General features: G+C 46.4%; 17 protein-coding genes. 8 read left to right on the top strand and 9 right to left on the bottom strand.

What is annotated here, in order from left to right; genetic code table 11:
• Window positions 1-39 precede the first annotated feature (39 nt).
• Window positions 40-3219, bottom strand: coding sequence for an alpha-mannosidase (locus ABIE27_RS24475; RefSeq protein WP_429351724.1), 3180 nt, complete (start codon window positions 3217-3219; stop codon window positions 40-42).
• Window positions 3220-3592: 373 nt separating this feature from the next.
• On the opposite strand from ABIE27_RS24475, the gene ABIE27_RS24470 reads away from it, so the two are divergent.
• Complete coding sequence (locus tag ABIE27_RS24470; protein ID WP_123066196.1) at window positions 3593-4510, top strand: AraC family transcriptional regulator; 918 nt, start codon at window positions 3593-3595, stop codon at window positions 4508-4510.
• A 216-nt stretch (window positions 4511-4726) separates the two neighbouring features.
• Here ABIE27_RS24470 and ABIE27_RS24465 read toward each other — a convergent pair whose 3' ends face one another.
• The 4 genes from ABIE27_RS24465 to ABIE27_RS24450 form a co-directional block, all read right to left on the bottom strand.
• Window positions 4727-5413, bottom strand: coding sequence for an ABC transporter ATP-binding protein (locus ABIE27_RS24465; protein ID WP_123066197.1), 687 nt, complete (start codon window positions 5411-5413; stop codon window positions 4727-4729).
• Window positions 5413-6534, bottom strand: coding sequence for an ABC transporter permease (locus ABIE27_RS24460; RefSeq protein WP_429351723.1), 1122 nt, complete (start codon window positions 6532-6534; stop codon window positions 5413-5415). The genes ABIE27_RS24465 and ABIE27_RS24460 overlap by 1 nt, the downstream gene beginning before the upstream one ends.
• A gap of 115 nt (window positions 6535-6649) precedes the next feature.
• The gene (locus ABIE27_RS24455) at window positions 6650-7216 is read right to left on the bottom strand and encodes a TetR/AcrR family transcriptional regulator (protein ID WP_123066199.1); all 567 of its coding nucleotides are present in this window, start codon (window positions 7214-7216) and stop codon (window positions 6650-6652) included.
• Between the two features lie 155 nt (window positions 7217-7371).
• Window positions 7372-7707: a winged helix-turn-helix transcriptional regulator gene (locus tag ABIE27_RS24450; protein ID WP_123066200.1), complete on the bottom strand. Its 336-nt coding sequence runs from the start codon at window positions 7705-7707 to the stop codon at window positions 7372-7374.
• A gap of 105 nt (window positions 7708-7812) precedes the next feature.
• Between ABIE27_RS24450 and ABIE27_RS24445 the strand changes: the two genes are divergently transcribed.
• The 3 genes from ABIE27_RS24445 to ABIE27_RS24435 all read left to right on the top strand — a co-directional run bounded on the left by ABIE27_RS24445 (window position 7813) and on the right by ABIE27_RS24435 (window position 8978).
• Complete coding sequence (locus ABIE27_RS24445) at window positions 7813-8196, top strand: RidA family protein (RefSeq protein ID WP_123066201.1); 384 nt, start codon at window positions 7813-7815, stop codon at window positions 8194-8196.
• A gap of 218 nt (window positions 8197-8414) precedes the next feature.
• Window positions 8415-8654, top strand: coding sequence for an AbrB/MazE/SpoVT family DNA-binding domain-containing protein (locus tag ABIE27_RS24440; protein ID WP_240037094.1), 240 nt, complete (start codon window positions 8415-8417; stop codon window positions 8652-8654).
• Window positions 8655-8978, top strand: a complete 324-nt coding sequence (locus tag ABIE27_RS24435; protein ID WP_429351722.1) for a type II toxin-antitoxin system PemK/MazF family toxin — start codon at window positions 8655-8657, stop codon at window positions 8976-8978.
• 114 nt (window positions 8979-9092) lie between these two features.
• Here the strand turns inward: ABIE27_RS24435 and pdxA are convergent, their stop codons facing one another.
• From pdxA to ABIE27_RS24415, 4 genes are all read right to left on the bottom strand, one after another.
• Window positions 9093-10094: a 4-hydroxythreonine-4-phosphate dehydrogenase PdxA gene (gene pdxA / locus ABIE27_RS24430; protein ID WP_429351721.1), complete on the bottom strand. Its 1002-nt coding sequence runs from the start codon at window positions 10092-10094 to the stop codon at window positions 9093-9095.
• Entirely contained in the window at window positions 10091-11386 is a 1296-nt protein-coding gene (locus tag ABIE27_RS24425; RefSeq protein WP_123066205.1) for a four-carbon acid sugar kinase family protein, read from the bottom strand. Before ABIE27_RS24425 ends, pdxA begins: the two co-directional genes overlap by 4 nt.
• A gap of 321 nt (window positions 11387-11707) precedes the next feature.
• A complete protein-coding gene (locus ABIE27_RS24420; protein WP_123066206.1) occupies window positions 11708-12694 on the bottom strand; it encodes a 2-keto-3-deoxygluconate permease in 987 nt (328 codons plus the stop codon).
• A gap of 222 nt (window positions 12695-12916) precedes the next feature.
• Window positions 12917-14659: a PrpR N-terminal domain-containing protein gene (locus ABIE27_RS24415; protein WP_429351720.1), complete on the bottom strand. Its 1743-nt coding sequence runs from the start codon at window positions 14657-14659 to the stop codon at window positions 12917-12919.
• A gap of 166 nt (window positions 14660-14825) precedes the next feature.
• Here ABIE27_RS24415 and ABIE27_RS24410 point away from each other — a divergent pair, with 166 nt between their 5' ends.
• The 4 genes from ABIE27_RS24410 (at window position 14826) to ABIE27_RS24395 (ending at window position 17698) form a co-directional block, all read left to right on the top strand.
• Window positions 14826-15044 carry a hypothetical protein gene (locus ABIE27_RS24410; protein WP_429351719.1) on the top strand — a complete coding sequence of 73 codons (219 nt, stop codon included), beginning with the start codon at window positions 14826-14828 and terminating at the stop codon, window positions 15042-15044.
• Between the two features lie 87 nt (window positions 15045-15131).
• Window positions 15132-15839 (top strand): PspA/IM30 family protein, encoded by a 708-nt coding sequence (locus tag ABIE27_RS24405; RefSeq protein ID WP_429351718.1) that lies wholly within the window; start codon window positions 15132-15134, stop codon window positions 15837-15839.
• A gap of 30 nt (window positions 15840-15869) precedes the next feature.
• Complete coding sequence (locus ABIE27_RS24400) at window positions 15870-16901, top strand: TFIIB-type zinc ribbon-containing protein (protein ID WP_123066209.1); 1032 nt, start codon at window positions 15870-15872, stop codon at window positions 16899-16901.
• Window positions 16898-17698, top strand: a complete 801-nt coding sequence (locus ABIE27_RS24395; RefSeq protein WP_429351717.1) for a TPM domain-containing protein — start codon at window positions 16898-16900, stop codon at window positions 17696-17698. The genes ABIE27_RS24400 and ABIE27_RS24395 overlap by 4 nt, the downstream gene beginning before the upstream one ends.
• Window positions 17699-17717: the final 19 nt, after the last annotated feature.

Genomic DNA, 17717 nt, shown 5'->3' with positions numbered 1-17717 from the left:
ATTATTGCTATTTTAGCTGCGGTTTATGAATAGGGTGGATCAGTTTGAAGCATGCGAAATACGGAACGTCAGAATCTCATATGGCTTGATGTCAAAAGCAATACGCGCGTTCTCCACACGGCACTCTGCTTCGATGTTCTCCAGCAAATCACATGCGTACGCTGTGATGCCTGTTCCTTCAGATAATTGCAGGGAAGCACGGCTGCGGCGGCCATGGGCTTCGTAGACGCGGATGATCATGTCATCGTTGTCCTCGGATTTTTTGATTACCTCAAGCACGACATTCTCCTGATCCACAGAAGCGAGCGACCATGTACCCGGCAATGTTCCGGTTTGTGAACTAATTTCCAGACCAACCAACGGACGGTTGAGATCATAAGCTGCCTGGATAACACGTCCCTCACGGAAATCACCCTGATGCGGATAGAGGGAGTAGGTGAACACATGTTGCTCTTTGTCGGCATTTTCATTCGGATAGGTTGCGCTCTTGATCAGGGACAGGCGCATCACCGAATTGTGAATGTCATATCCGTATTTGCAGTCATTCAGCAAGGCGGCCCCGTAGCCACTCTCCGCAAGATCTGCCCATTTCTGACCACATACCTCAAAACGAGCCTGATCCCAGCTTGTATTGCGGTGTGTTGCGCGTTCCACGTTACCGTACTGGATTTCATATACGGCTTTTTCACTCCAAATATCAAGTGGGAAGGCAACTTTAAGCAGCAAATGCTCCTGTTTCCAGTCTACGAAGGTGCGGAAGTCAATCCGCCGTGTATGTGCGTAGAAAATGATCGTTTGTTCAACGACAGAGTCCAGGAATTGTCTTTTTACTTCAAGCACGGAACGTACCGGGCCGCTTTCTACCCATTCCATCGACTGCAGGTTATTAATCTCCCACATATGTTGTTCATAATAATCGTCTATGTTCCATGCCTCATACTCCGCAGGACGATCCTCGAATACTTGCAGCACATTGCCGCGCTCACCGGATTGAAGCAGTTCACGCCCCTCCAGCTTGTCCCACACGGATATAAATTCAGCACTTTCATTCAGACGAATATCATACCAAGGGGTCTCGATGGATTGCTGCTCAGAATGCCACTGTGCAACCGATACACCTGCACTGCTACGTTCAGCGGCGGCATCTGGTGTGATGCGGAACGTTTTGTATCCTGCAGCAGGCACGTTCTCTGCGAGGAACACAAGGCCACCCTCTGGTGTGTTCTGGCTTGGTACAGGACGCTCTCCATCATACACCGTTACTTTATTCGCAAAAGTAGGCAGTTCCACCACGTCTGTCCGTGCAAAGCCGGTGCTGTTAAAAACAACGATGGCTTCGCCGTCCGACGTAATCTGGCTCACAATGCCGTTCAAGGCGCTGCTTTTCAACTCGTCGGTGACACGTAACACCTCTTCATACTGCTCCTGTGAATCGATGTATACTTGCTCAATGGAGCTGCCTGGCAGAATATCATGGAACTGATTCAGCATCGTTAGCTTCCAAGCGTGTTCCAATGCGTCGGTTGGGTAGGCAGCTTGTGCATCCGCTTGACGTTGAATCATGGAGAACAGCTCGGCATCGGACAGTGCAAATTCGCTGTGACGGTTATACTTTTTATTACGAGCCATAGACGTGTACGTACCGCGATGATATTCGAGATACAACTCTCCTGACCAGCGTGGGACTGAATGTACGCCGTCTAAATTCTGCTCTAACTTTTCAAAAAATTCACGCACAAATGTACGTTTTACCGTTGGTACGCCGGGAAGTCCTTTTTCAAGCCGTCTGCCGTGTTCCAGCATTTCCTCGGTTGGCCCACCTCCGCCGTCTCCGTAGCCGAAGCATTGCAATACATCGGTGTTGATGTTTTTGTTCTGGTATCGCTGCCAGGTGCCTTTCACTTGTGAAGCATTAAAACGTCCGTTGTATGTTGTCTCGAAACGGTGCTTTCCGAATTCCGGGTGTGGAATATAGTCTTTAGCCGTAATGAAATGTGTCAGAACCTCAGAACCGTCAATGCCTCTCCAGTACATCGTGTCGTTTGGAATCTGGTTGGTATCATTCCAGGCAATTTTGGTCGTCATAAAATAATCGATCCCGCTCTTGCGCATAATCTGCGGCATTGCTGCGCTGTAACCAAATACATCGGGCAGCCAGAGCACACGATTCTCAACGCCGAATTCTTCCTTGAAGAAACGTTTGCCGTAGATAATCTGGCGGATCATCGATTCGCCCGAGATCAGGTTACAATCGGCTTCCAGCCACATTGAACCTTCCGCTTCCCAGCGGCCTTCGGCAACTTTTTCTTTGATTTTCTCATATAAAGACGGGAAGTCTGCTTTCAGATATGCATAGAGCTGCGGCTGGGAGGACATGAAGGTGTACTCCGGAAATTTATCCATCAGATAGAGCACACTGGCGAAGCTGCGAATAACCTTTTCCCGTGTCTGATCCAGCGTCCACAGCCAGGCCACATCAATATGAGTGTGACCAATACAGTGAACGGTCGGGATATGATCACTATCGGGACGAGTTTCTCCATAGATGTGGTTTTTCAGATGCTCGCGTGCTTTCAGCACGGATGCGTGAAAAGATGCACTGTTTTCCTGGCGTAAATCGAGCAGATTTACAGCTTCGTTCAGCTGTTCGATCAATTTCAGACGCTCCAGATCATCCTCGCGCAGAAGGTCTGCCGCATCCAGTGCAGCCTTCAGGTCATAATACAAATTCGAGACAGGCTCATGATGCTCGGCAATATATACGTTCAGGAAAACATCGGCTGCGGACGTACTGCAATAGGCGTACAGCGCCAGTTCAAACTCTTCCCCTTTGACAGCGGAAGGCGTCAGGTCGATCTCGGTATGATTCACATCCAATCCGCAGATGAGTTCCCCGTTCAGGAACGCCAGAAACTGCGGGTTATCATAGTTCCAAATATCTGTAGCACCGGTAACGATGGCGCAGACGACCTTTTTTCCCTCGAGATGATCGGGAATGCGAATACGGGTTTTGAAGCAGCTGTGTACATCTTTGCCGCCCCAGCCGTCCCCTTTGCGGAACACGTTCCATGAAGAAGGGTCTTCATGCACGAGATCCCATGTATGGTATCCGCTCTCTTTATGATAAAGCTCGGGTATATATGTCTTTGACGTTAATCGTGCACTTTCCAAGTGTTTCACAATCGTTTGGATTCGAGTAGACAAGGAATTCAATTTCATATGTGTTTCCCACCTTGGTATTTAGTAAGTACAAGCTGTGAGGGTTACTTCAACAACAATAGACGCTTCAATATTGAAAACGCTGACATTTTAACTTTATCATATCAAATCAGAAATGATCGAAACTACGTAATGTATGCTGAAAATGCCGTATTTTTATTGCATTTCATGCTAAAATGAAGGTAGGAATGATTAGGGCGTGTCTTGAAACCTACTGAAGTGCATCTTTTACCCCCTTTTCGCCCCCTGCTGCGTCATTTCCCCTTGACGTGCCCCGGCACGCCTGCGGGAAACTTCCTTGCTTGGAACGAAAATTCGGCAAAATCTGCTTTCTTCAGCGTTTTCAGACACGCCCTAGGGAAGGAGCATGTCCATGACATCATCGGTTTTGGCATATGAAAAGGGATATGCGATCCATGTGAACCAGCCGGGGGATTCCCTTTATTATTACCTGGACTATGACGAGCGTTCGCATGATCTCAATATGGAGTTTCAGCATTTTCACGATTTTTATGAAATTTGCATTTTGCTGGATCGGACCGCTGCACATATTATTGAAGGCAGTTTATACGAGATGCACCCCTATGATATTGTGTTGCTTCGGCCTGCTCTGCTTCATAAAACCCAATATCCGAGGGGCTTGCCGACTAAACGGTTAATGATTAATTTTGCTATTCCTCGAAGTGTACCTGGACTTGAGAACGGTTACAGCGAGCTGTTTACGATATTTAATGCGCAGGTTCCCATTCTCCGCTTCTCGGAAGAACGGCGTAAGGAAGTTCTTGCGCCCCTTAACGACATTTTTGCAATATCACAGCAGTTATCTCCTATTCAATCGGTTGCTATTCATCATAAGTTTGTTGAGTTTCTATGTGGTCTTCATCGTTATGCGGCGGAGAATAGTTATGTACGTGAGGAAAAAGGATCATCCATGACCCAGCGAATGTATGCTATTGCATCCTATATTCACAGCCACTATCAGCAGGAGATGTCACTGGATGACGTGTCCAGACGATTTTATGTCAGTGCACATCATTTATCGCGCCAGTTCAACAAAGTCACAGGCTTCACGTTTACGGAATATGTGCAGATGACTCGGATTCGAAATGCCCAACAAATGCTGCTCCATTCGAGTGAGAAAATTACGGATATTGCTGCCCAATGTGGCTTCACCAGCTTTTCGCAGTTCAATCGCATTTTTAATAAGCAGAATGGAATGTCGCCTAGCGCCTATCGACGCAGCAGACCAGCACAGGATGAGCGTGAGATGGTACTTGTAGGGGAGGGATAGAGGATAAGGTGACTTAAAAAGTAGTAAGGAGCATTAAGCAAACCGCATCAGCCTAAGCAGGTATGAGTGAGAGTTAGATCGAGTGTCTGAAGTGTGAGGTATGAGCGAGATAATCGGAAACTTGGCACAAAATAGGAAGAGTCAACTGCCAAGTTAGGGAGTTGACTCTTCACCATATAGGGGAGTTAATTCATTTCAATACATAAAAAGTTTATTCTAAGACGTTGCAGCGAGCGTTAAAACTCCGTCATTCATTCGGTATACCTTATCGCAATAGGCAAGCATACGCTCATCATGCGTGACCATAATAGCCGCTTTTTGGCGTGATTTGACCTCTTGTGCCATGAGACTGACTACTTCGTGGGCTCGCTTGGTATCCAAACTTGCGGTGGGCTCGTCTGCCAGGATCAGGTTAGGATCATTCATTAGAGCACGAGCAATGGCTGTCCGCTGTTTCTCGCCGCCTGACAGTTCCTCTGGGAATTTTCGCAGCTTTTGTCCGAGCCCAAGCTCTTCCAGCAGCTTCGTGGCGAATTGCTGATCTTCCCTCCGGATCGTTCCAGACATTCTTTTGACAACGAGAAGTTGGTCGAGTACATGGAGATAAGGAACCAGATTGGATGATTGCATAATAAAGCCGATTTCTCTCAACCGGATCGTAGATAATTTTTTCTCTGTAAGTGTAGAGATCACATTTCCATTCAGTCTAACTTCTCCCTCGGTAGCTTTGAGCATAGCCCCGGCAATGGACAAGAACGTACTTTTACCCGAACCGGATGGTCCAACGACAGCAGCAAATTCTCCTGGCTCTACGGATAAGGACACATGATCAAGAGCCTTCATCTGATTACTTCCTTCACCGTAAATCATCGTGACTTCTTTCATCTGCAGACCTTTCGTCATTATTCAACCCTCCCGAGCGCTTTGAGCGGATCAATCTTAGTAATTTTGCGAACAGATACCAACGAGCTTAACATCGCAATCACGAGCAGGATGATGGAATAGGTCACGACAAGACTAGTCTCCAGCTTGAATGGCATACCTTTAGGCATAATCGCAGCAGTTCCGTAAGTCAGTAAGATACCGACCAGAATACTTGTTACCGACAGCACAAATACTTGCGATACGATCGTTTTACTGAGAAATTTGTTGCTGGCACCTATAGCCTTCATAATGCCGAACTGGTTTGTTTTTTGCATCGTGATAACATAAAAGAATACACCCAGTACAAAGGCAGATATAGCGAGCAAAAACGCAAGCATCATTAGAATCGTACCGTTTTCTTCTTTGTATCCCGGCATGCCTTGTACAGCTTCGCCCCGAGTAACGGTATCCGTACCAGACAACTTGTTATTGATTTCATCTGCATCTATATTTTCGCCTTGTAACATGATGGCATTAACAGGTTCAGCCAAGCCTTTATCGGAACCTGGAGCAGCAAAGGCAATCTTCCGCCATTGACTGATCGGAGTAAATACGGATGCAACGTGGTTATACGTCTCATTCTCCACAAATCCTATAATAGTTAGGGATTCGGTTGTACCATCTAACTGAAACGTGTCCCCGAGTTTAAAGCCCTCATCTCTAAGGGAAGTATTCACCACGACACCAGTAGGGTTATTTGGTGATAAAGGTTGACCTTCGACTACCTTCGGTTCGAGAAAGCTTCCTGGAAGAATACCTATGATAGCAACATCGACCTTATCTTCATTCTTTGAACTTTCCCCCTTCATTGCTGTCGCCATCGTGCTGCCCATGGGTGCGGCAGCTTCAACATTAGGCAGCTTTTCGCCCTCAGGCACCCGTTGACCAGACAATAAAGACTTGCTCATGGAAGACTGGGAACCCTCTTCAAAAATGACATAGTCTGCTTTCATATTTTTAAAGGTAGATGCAGCCAGCGTGGAAAGTCCGTTGCCTAGACCAGATAAAATAAATACCAGCCAAGCGATCAATACAAAAATAATGATAATCATTAAGAATTTCAATTTGCTATGCAGTAATTCTTTTATAGCTAAAAACACACTCTCACCCCTTTTTTTATGACACTTGTGTCAAATTTGAAGTGTCGCGACACTTGTTCTCACTTATTAAACAATATAAATGACACATGTGTCAAATTAGACCCAAGAAGAAAACTTAGCTCTTGGCTCCTCCAATCCACGTTTGAAAAAGTAGTCTGCCCCAATCAGCCGTAGGCAAGTTCATCATGTTAGGTGTATTAAACAAGTTGAAAAAGACACCAATAAGTACAGGTAGAGGGATATCTTGGCGGAGAGATTTATCCTGCTGAGCGCGTTCAAACAAACGTGATAATTGATTTTTGAGGGTCTGATGTGCATCTTCAATAAATTCAAGATCTCTCGCTGCCGCAGTAGAATTGGAGGTATTAATTTTACTCGCATCCCCTAGAAGCTGATGAAGTGCAGCCTCTTCAACGTAAATGAGAAGCAGTTCTTCAAGTGCTTTTAATGGGTCGGACTCATCAACAGCTGATGCATGTTCCAATACATTAGCGATGACTCGTTTCATACAAGCAGCCACAATTTCCTCTTTATTGGCATAATATTGATAGATGGTACTTCGAGCTCCAGAGAGATGCTGCGAAAGCAGCTTGAGGTGGAAACCGTCGTACCCATGCTCAAGCACCAATTTTTTGGTCATATCCAGCAACTCTGTCTCCGTAAATGTTTGCTTTCTTCCCATTAACAATCTCTTCTTTCGTATGATTTAAAACGTGTCTTGTGATCATAAAATGGTGCAGCGACTGCCACCCATCTCACTGAATATACTCAGTTTAGCATAGAACAACTCCATCCCGAACATGGGACATCAACTGATATGGAATCCACGTACTCACTTTAACGATTCTTTTCGCCCCACTCGCACAGCTGTTCCAGCACAGGTAAGAGTGTCTGTGCTTTCGATGTCAGTGAATATTCTACTTTGGGCGGGATCTGCGGATACTCCTTGCGCTTAACTAATCCATCAGCCTCAAGCTCCTTGAGCTGTGCGCTTAAAACTTTGTACGTAATTGCTCCAATCTGCCGCTGCATTTCATTGAAACGAACCGGTTGCTTGGCAGCGAGCAGATATAAAATAATCATCTTCCACTTTCCACCGATGACTGACATAGTGTAGCCAAAAGGTGTATCTTGAATAGCCATATTTTCGCTGTCAAAGTCGGATATGCCCATGTTTACACTATCCTTTCAGATAGTACCTATCATTATTGTGCGTACTATCCTAATCTTTTTGCCCAGTCTATACTAGCCTTAAATTAAAGTAAAGGGGCTAGGCATATGACAACAATTCAAACGTACAATCATAACCTCTGGGATCATGGCATCTCTCAAGGCTACTGCGTCAACGATACGCTGTACATCTCTGGACAATTTTCTCACAACGCAGAAGGCAGCTTTGTTGGAGAGGGTGATATTCAGGCACAAGTGTTACAGACATTGGAGAACTTGGACACCGTATTAGCACAGTTTGGTGTAACAAAGTCTAATCTCGCATATGTTGAAATTTACTTGACCCAGGCGAAGGAGCACGGGGAGACTGCTATTGAAATGTTTAAACAATATATTGGTGAGCATCGACCGGCGGGGAGTATGATTGGGGTGAATTATCTGGCATTCCCGGAACAATGGGTGGAGATTCGAGCCGTTGCCCATGTTGGTTAATAATGGGCAACAACGGAATCGCGACTGTATTTTTAGTTAGAAGCGTAATGATATAAAAATAAAACGGCAAACCTGCATATGAAGTAGGTTTGCCCTGATTTATCTATATGATGTTTAATCTGTATCATTGCCGCTTCAAATGTATATACTATGTGTATACGGAAGGGTGGGGGCGTGATATAATGAATCCAAAATCTCAGAATCAAGGAGGGTTTTCTATGTCGACTACTGTGCAGAAATGGGGAAATAGTTTAGGGATTCGAATTCCAAGCCATATTGCCGAAAAAATCGAGGTTTACCAAGGAACGGAAGTTGATTTAATTGTAAGTGATGATAACACACTTATCGTGGTACCTCAGAAGAAAAAGCCGACCTTGGAAGAATTACTGGCACAGTGCAAACCAGAAAATCGCCATGATGAAATTGATTTTGGCAGAGAAGGGAAAGAATTAATCTAAATGAGTGCTGAACGGGGAGATTTAGTCTGGATCAATTTCAATCCACAAACCGGGCACGAACATGCAGGTAGAAGGCCCGCTATTGTGCTGTCGCCAGCAGCATTTAATGAAGCAACAGGATTTGTCTCGGTTTGTCCTATAACGCATACAGTAAGAGGCTGGGGGTTTGAAGTATTGCTGCCAGAAGGGTCATACTTTGATGGGGTCATTTTAACAGATCAAATTAAGAATCTGGACTTGAAAGCTCGTCAAATCGATACCGTTGGTAAGGCCTCCGATGAAGTTGTCAGAGAATGTCTGAACAAAATTCGTACGTTTTTATAGTCGTTTGAGTTTTACATAGATTATATTCAGAAAAAGCAAACCCGCTAATAAACGGGTTTGCTTTTTTCTAACTTTACTATGACTGTATAGGTATACGTGAAAATAGTACTCTCCTTACACCAAATCTTTCGGTGCAAGTTCAATGGCGGAACGAATGGCGGCTAGCATGCTTTTGTCGTCTGCGATGTTTTTGCCGGCGATGTCAAAGGCTGTGCCGTGGTCAACCGATGTGCGGATGATGCCGCCTTTCAGGCCAACCGTGATGTTCACGCCTTCCTCAATGCCCATCACTTTGATTGGGGCATGACCTTGGTCGTGATAGCAAGCTACAACGATGTCGAAGTCACCGCGGCCTGCGCGGAAGAAGAGCGTGTCCGCTGGAAGTGGACCAACGACGTTAATGCCTTCCTGCTGCGCACGCTCAATGCCGGGCTGCAGCTTCTCTTCTTCTTCCCCGTTGCCGAACAGGCCGTTCTCTCCGGCATGAGGATTAATCCCGCATACCGCGACGCGTGGATTGTCAAAGCCTGCTTTTTTCAACGTATCATGAGCCAGCTTCACGACCGTATAGGTTCTTTCCGGGTTAATGCTTGCGATGGCATCAATCAGGCCCATATGAGTGGTCAGGTGAATGACGCGCAAGTTAGGCGTAGTGAGCATCATGGAGAAGTCCTCGGTGTCCGTCAGGTCTGCCAAAATCTCCGTATGGCCTGGATACAGATGGCCTCCCAGATGCAGTGCTTCTTTGTTAAGCGGTGCCGTGCAGATCGAGTGAATCTGTTTCTTTTTCGCCAAATCAATAGCTTTCGCAAGAAACTGAAATGCCGCATCTCCCGCGACAGCAGATACTTTGCCGTACTCCAGATCAGCAGGAACAAGGTTAAGGTCGATGACGTCGACAGTACCAGATTCATATTTTGCTTCGATTGGCTCCTGAATAGCATTTACTTTCAAGTTGGAACCGATCACGGGCAGTACACGCTCCAAAATCTTTGCATCACCGATCACAAGCGGGTTGCACTGATCATACACCTCTTGATGTTCCAGTGCTTTCATAATAATCTCGGGTCCAATGCCTGCGGCATCGCCCATCGTAATACCTACTGTGGGTTTCATACGAGAATGCCCCCTTTTAATTTTTGAATTGCTCGGATAAAGACGTCCGGTTTGCCGAATCCGCCTGCTTTGGTAATTACATATAAATCTTCAATACCCATAAATCTGGAGATCGGCACGCCGATTTCAAGCTCATCCAGCAGTTCGAATCCGCTGATATTCCATTTTAGACAGATCTGTTTGGCTGTATCGCCGCCTGTCATGGACACCCCTTTGAAAAGGCCCTCTTCGAGCAGTCTGGCACAGATTTCGCCTATCGCACGTACGATTTCGTTGCTGACTTGTGTGTGATTCAACCCCCGATTCTCACCCGTTGCTCTTGCCAGTTCGATATCGATGGATTCAGCGGTGGAGTAGAGCACAACGTCCTGTCCCTCCAACGCTTTAGTTCTAACCTCATTGTAGACACGCTCCATCTCCGCAGTACGATCTGCTTCTGCCGATACGGCTTTGAACGAATGAAACGATACGGACGCGATCCGGGACTGACGGAGCAAACGATACAACTGCTCACGAGAGTTTTTATTCACACTGCCTACGACGGTCAAGATGGGGCCCGTATTCTCCGGGATCGTGAGTGCGGCAGATTTGGATTCCAACTCATAGTGAGCCGGGAGATAGTTAGCAATCCCTGCTGAACCCGCCCAAGCAAATGTATACGGCATGTCCTGTGTCATCTGCAAAACCTGCTCCAAATGTGCTTCCTCCGTGGAATCCACTAGTACATACGGAATGTTGTTTTGTTTAAACTGCTCCAATTTGGCGTGTACTTGTTGTTGTCCCGCTTCCAGATCACCTACGGTAATCTCACCCACGTGGTATTTCGTCTGTTCCTTGAGCAGATCGGGCAGGTAAGAGATCGTCACAGGTGTCTTGGGATCAAGGGCAATCTCCGTCTCCGCAAGCGGTACACCGTTCAGGTAATGAATACCCTCGCGAATGGTGCGGTTATTTTTCGGATAACCCGGAGCAATCATCATAAAGTCTGGCTGTACAACGTCATATACTGCATCAATCTCGATGCCGATATTGCCGCGCATGGTGGAGTCCATTTTTTTGAAAAGCGTATCAAATCCGTTATCCATCAGCAGCTTGGCTGCACGATACACACGATCATAAGCTTCTTCTGCCGCAACGGAACGGCTGTCTGTATCAAAAACAACGGTATCATAAGAGGCCAGAGAAGCCTCATCCATATTAAATAGAACACTTGTCTTCAGGCCATGCCGGGCTAGCTGCACCCCGCTGTCATTGGCACCGGTCAGATCATCTGCAATAATGGCCAGTTTCATGCAGTCATCCCTCCTTTAGTTTTCGTTTGTTACATTAACCATATAAATTGAACCAAAGGTGTTTACACGGATCACTCCGATGACAGAATAACCTTCCTATCGCTGTTATCCCCAGATTTCTTGAATCCCTTTTCCAAAGGGGGAAATCCGGTGATAAAGGCCGAAGCTTATGCTTCCGATGTAGCTTTCTTTCAGAAAGCTTTTAGCTTCGCTTTTTCAGGTTTTTTCTGTCCTCTCCGTTAATGTGTAAATAAATAGTTTAGTTCAACTTGTATGGTAAAAAATTTAAAAATAAAATTATTCAGTATTAGTGCCCGTTAATTATGTGGTCGGTCGTTCATTATATTTGGCGACGCCACCCGATTTCTCCAGCCGTTTGGAGAGAAAACCGATAAAGATCGGCAACAAAATTGCCGTGGTTACAACACTTGCCGCAATCTGTACCGTAGCAATCTCCGCAATCGGGCCGAATGAAGCGTTGGCAGCTACGATGGCAGCCGGTGTACCTACTGCGTTACCCGCTGTAGAGCCTTCAGATGCGCCGACAATGGGATTCCAGCCGATCGCTTTGAAGAGCAGATATCCAATACCACCTGTCAGAAGCACGGTCAGCACGCCGAGCAGAATTCCGCCAAGTCCGCCTTGGATAATGGAGGAAAAGTTGATGCCCATACCGAGAGCAAAGGCAAAGAACGGGACAAGCTTATCACTGCCTTTGTGCAGCCATTCAGCCATATTGCGATCCAGATTACCAATAATGACACCAACAATCAGTGGAAGCAATACTGCAACAAAGGACATCGGAGAGAACATGCCATTAGCAAAGCCCATCGCACCAAAGATCGAGAGCGCTACCATGGTTAAAAAGGGTCCGTCACTAAGTGCGAGGAACGGGTAGGCTGCTTTGTCATCTTCTTTACCGTATTGTCCCGCTAGTGCAATGTAGAGACCGCCGTTGGAGTTGGTCATGGCAGCGATAATGGCAAGCGGGGCAAGTCCTAGAAATAAGCCGTTTGAGTCGGCGAATAAAATAGCAATAAAACCAAGGCCTGCGCCGATCGCCCATTTGAACGTAAGCAGGGTCAAACCTTTGCCGACAGAAGAGCCAGCTGTTTTGAATGTAATCTGTGTACCGGCAATTAATAGGAACAATGCAATGAGTGTGCTCGCACTGTTAACAAAGAGCGCTTCTGTAAATCCGCCGATGCGCAGGGCATTCGGGAAAAATGTATTGATCGTTGCACCTAGCAACAGGGGAACAACCATCATACCGCCAGGGATGCGATCGAGCGTAGCTTTAATGTTCATAGTCGTAGCTCCTTATGAAGTAATCGTTTTCTTAAGCGCTTGCAGAGACTATGTTAGCTCATGTTGTTTAAATTAGCAACAATAAATTATTGTAAATTTAAAGTAAGTGTATAAATGTTTAAAAATGCAACACAATATCATGTGCAGTCCATTATCCATTGAACTAGCATAAGGAATGCTGATCTTGAACAAAAGCCTACAAAAAAAGGCGTAAACTTAAAGTTAATCTTTAAGTTTACGCCATAATGTGGCTCGGTTAATCCCCAGACGCTCGGCGGCTTTGGATTGATTATTATTTTCTTCCTGTAGTACCCGCTTGATGACTTCCTGCTCAATTTCTTTTAATGTGCCACCAAGCTTCATTGCGCTTGCATTTGCCGCAGACTGTTGATGAAGTAAACGGATTAAGGTTTCACTCGTAATGACATAATCCGGTGCATTCAGCGCAGCTTGTTTGATCAGATGTTTCAGTTGATTGACGTTCATCTGTGCGGCCTGATCCCGAATTAACTGTAGTGCATCCTCCTTGATTCGTACGGCTGTCGTGCCGTATTTGTGATAATACCCGGTCAGAAAGTGTTGCATCAACGGTTCAAGATCCTCTGTACGTTCGGCAAGGTTTGGCATCATGAGTGTGTTCAGCTTCAGCTGGAGTGCCCAATTCGGATCAGGCACATGCTCGCTTAGAATAAACAGGCCGATGTTGTTTTGGAGACAGGCCTCGATGAAGGTAAGCAGCTCAGGATCGTTCAGGCGTGATTCGATCTGATTCAGCTCGACCGTTTTCACCTTGGTTAGCGGAATTTTGTGCAAATGGCCTGAAGGAACCTGGGAGAGATCCATTTGTAACAAAAGTCCACCGCCAGCATGCATTTGATGCATATGTTTGACCAGAAAGGATTTACCAGAGTCGGCTTCGCCCAATAAGTATATCGCTTCATGATGCGCATAGAGTGCGCGGATATTCTTTAATACGGCCTGCATGGCAGGTGATTCGGCAACGATGGGCTCCATTGAGGAATCGGTGAACGTGGTGATGCCGAATTGTGCAAAAGCGTAAGGTTCTCCTTTTTCCAGCAGGTACACCTTGTAGCTCTTGTTATCCAGCTTGGTTTCATAAGCCTGCACTGTCAATTGATAATCGTCTACCATAAACACGTTCTGAATATTGGATTGGTGGAACTCCAGACTTGTGTTCATCAGATATAGGTGATTATCGGTGAGTGGATTATGATCAAAATCAGTCCAGTTTTCAAACACAACTTCGTCCTGTTCGCCCAAAATCAGCAGATTCGGATGCTCTTGGGTCACGAGATCATTGAGTATGATGGAGACCGTCTGATTTTTGCTTAAATACCGGTAGACTAGCTGTGCATCCTCCATGGCTCTGAGAATAGATTCGGTGCCCGATTGAATCAATAAACCGTCCAGACCGTAGGCCTTTGCGGTATTCACGGTAATGACGTCACCGACAATCTGTTGGTACCCAGAGGCCTTCAACTCCAGTAGCAGCCTGGCGACTTCTTCGGAGCTATGTATGGTGTAAACTTTGAGCGGCAGATCCATCAGGTCGATAATGGACTGTGCGCCAGATGTAATGTTGGAGAATCCAACGATAGCCGTATGTCCGTTAAACTGGCTTGCCAGTGTGAGGGAGCGAATCATATCATAGCCGGATAGCTGCACATCGATGACAGGAACGGTTACCGCTTGTTTAATGAGTTGCGCGGTTCCGCCACGGCTAATAATAATGTCTGCACCATTTTTTTCGGCTTGAATGGCCAGCTCTACCCCTTTTGCCAAATCACCCACATCCGTCTGAATAGATAGCTCAGGGTAGCGTGGTATGCATTCTTCTATAATAGGAATCATCGATTCATAAGGAGCGATGAAATGAACTCGTGTACGCATAATTTTCCTGCCTTTTATAAAATCATTGATCCCTTTATTATAGCTAACTTGCACAGGAAAGACATCCTTGGAGCGATGTGGCGAACGATGTGACGAACTGCACTGAATCCAAACAAAATGTATTTCAAAATTAAAGCGTTAGGGAAGGGATTTATCTGAGTGCTGAGGTAGAGCGCGTTTGCGATCATCAAAGCTAATTTATATAAAGGAGTCGAGACATATGCCACATATACATAAAGCCTCCGATCCAGACCACATTATCCAGTGTGTGGTGGAGCGATTCCCTTGCAGAGTACTATGGAGCGAAGGCCGTCCGTGCCTGGAGTATCAGCGAAAAGAGGATGTGGCAGTGATTACGGAATACGTGCGGACTGCGTATGGCGTGGAGCTGCTGGATGTCTTTTTTACAGCGGTGGAGAGCCTGCCTGAGGAGATGTAGCCAGAGCTTAGGATCATTTTAATGAAACGTATGCGGTGTTATTCATGTATTATATTCATATGAACATACCCGAAGGAGGAACGAATGGTGGGAATCTTATCGAGGTTTAGAGACGTGATGAAGGCGAATGTGAACCATATGCTGAACCGGGCGGACGATCCGGAGAAAACGGTGAACGAGTACATGCGCAGCCTGAGCAGTGACTTGGGACAGGTGAAAGCAGAAACAGCCGCGGTACTGTCGGATGAGAATCGGGCGAAGCGGGCACTGGATGAGTGCCAGGCGGAAGTGAACAAGCTGCAGCGTTATGCGGAGAAATCGGCGGAGTCAGGTGATGTAGACAAAGCACGCGGTTTTTTGGAGAAAAAAGTGAAGCTGACGGGCAAAAGCAATGAATTGCAAGCGGCATATGACCGGGCTTCCGCCAAAGCGCAGATGATGAAACTTATGAACGACAAACTTGTTGCAGATCTGGGGCAGTTGGAGGCAAGGCATGCAGAGCTGAAAGGGCGCATGGCTGATGCTAAGGCGCAGCAGCAAACCAATGAACGTAATGCGTCTGCAAGTCGTGCCGAATCCGCATTTAAAGCGATGGAAGATCAAGCGAATCAGGCGCTTAACGAAGCTGAGGCACTTGCAGAGCTTCGCGCAGGCGCACAGGAAGATGATCTGGATGAACTGATTGCGCAGTTAGAGCGGGATATGAACGCGGATGCGGGTAATAGGGAGAGGGAGAACAAGGCTCCAAGTGCGGACGAGGAGCTGGCAGCGATTCAGGAGAAGCTAGGGAAGTAAGACATCCGATTTAGACACGGAGGTGAACAGATGCCGGTATTAGAGTATAAATGTCCGAACTGCGGCAGTGGCATGATTTTTGATAGTGTGTCCGGTGCATTATCCTGTCCGAGCTGCGGGCGTCAGGACAACATTGAGCAGTTACCTGATCCCTTGAAGATACAGGTATTTACAGAGGGGGAAGTAAAGGAGTATCACTGCAACAGTTGCGGAGCAGATATCGTGACCGAACCGGAGACAAGTGCAACGACATGCAGTTTCTGCGGTGCAGCGGTGGTGCTGAGTGATCGGCTGACGGGCAATTTGGCTCCGGCGATGGTGATTCCGTTTTCCATCAATAAAGATCAAGCGAAACAGGCGTTCAAAAAATGGTGCAGAAACGGTCTGCTCACGCCCGGGGGCTTCATGACTGCTGATCGCATCCAGAGCATTACCGGCATGTACGTACCATTCTGGCTATATGATTTACATAACCGAATTGAGGTCCAAGCCCAGGGCACCAAGGTACGATCCTATACGCAGGGTGACTACCATTATACGGAGACGCAGCATTTTGATATTTATCGTAAAATTCGGTTGAACTACGTGAATCTACCTATCGATGCATCAGAGAAAATGAATGACGAGCTGATGGATAAGCTGGAGCCTTTTCCCTACAATGAATTGAAATTGTTCAAAACCCCGTATCTGGCGGGATATATTGCGGAAAAATACAGTTATACCGAAGACGAGCTTTTCCCACGAGCTAAGGATAAAACGAGATCCTACATTGATTCGTACATTTCTTCTACTGTTTCGGGATATACGAGCGTGAGCTATACCAATAAAGACATCGATACTTCGCTCAAAAATGCAGACTATGTGCTGTTACCTGTATGGATGGTCAACTATGATTACAACCACAAACAGTACACCTTTGCCATGAATGGACAGACGGGGAAAGTGGTCGGCAAACCGCCGATCAGCAAAGCCAAAGTGGCCGGATGGTTCACGGGTGTCTCTGCCGTTTCACTGTTGTCGCTGAAGCTGGTGTCGTGGATGATGGGAGGCGGATTCCTGTGAGCAAAAAAAGACCTGTAGTGGTGATAGCTTCGCTAATCGTACTTCTAGCGACCATGCTTGCTCCGATCTTGCCTATACCATCGGCATCCGCAGCGGAGAACAAAAACCTCATCTACGATGAGGCCAATCTGTTAAGTGAACAGGATCGGAATGAATTAAATGCATTAGCGAATCAGTATTCAGCGGAGCGGCAGACGGACTTGATTATTTACACCACCAACAATGAAGAGCAGAAAAGTGACGAGCTGCTTACCGAGGAGTTCTATGATAACCGGGCCCCGGGATATGATAAACCTCATGGGAATGCCATCATACTGACAATGGATATGTATCATCGTAAAGTGTACGCAGCGGGTTTTTATAAGGGCGAAGAATACGTTGATAACAGCAGGGCAGTCAAAATTACGGACAAAATTTACTCGGATTTGTCAGACGGAAATTATCGGATCGCTTTTGAGAAGTTCTTGAACCTGTCTTACGAATATCTGGATCTCAAGCCCGGAGTGAACCCGGATAATATTTTATTCAAAACATGGTTTCAGCTTGCTGTATCTGTAGCGATTGGTGGTATTGTTGTTGGCCTCATGACCTATCGTTCGGGCGGACGTGTGACGGTGAACCGCGCGACTTATGAGGATTCGGATAACTCTCATGTGATTGATCGTCAGGATCGATATATTCGCACAACGGTCACGAAGACCAAAATTGAGAAGAATAATAATAACGGCGGAGGCGGCGGTGGTGGCGGTACGACAGCGGGCGGACACTCACATAGCGGCAGCAGCCGATCATTTTAACTATAATCGCCGGACACAT

This window comes from Paenibacillus sp. 4624 (assembly GCF_050435065.1).
Classification (GTDB): Bacteria; Bacillota; Bacilli; order Paenibacillales; family Paenibacillaceae; genus Paenibacillus; species Paenibacillus amylolyticus_D.
This window is presented reverse-complemented; position numbering and strand designations above follow the sequence as displayed.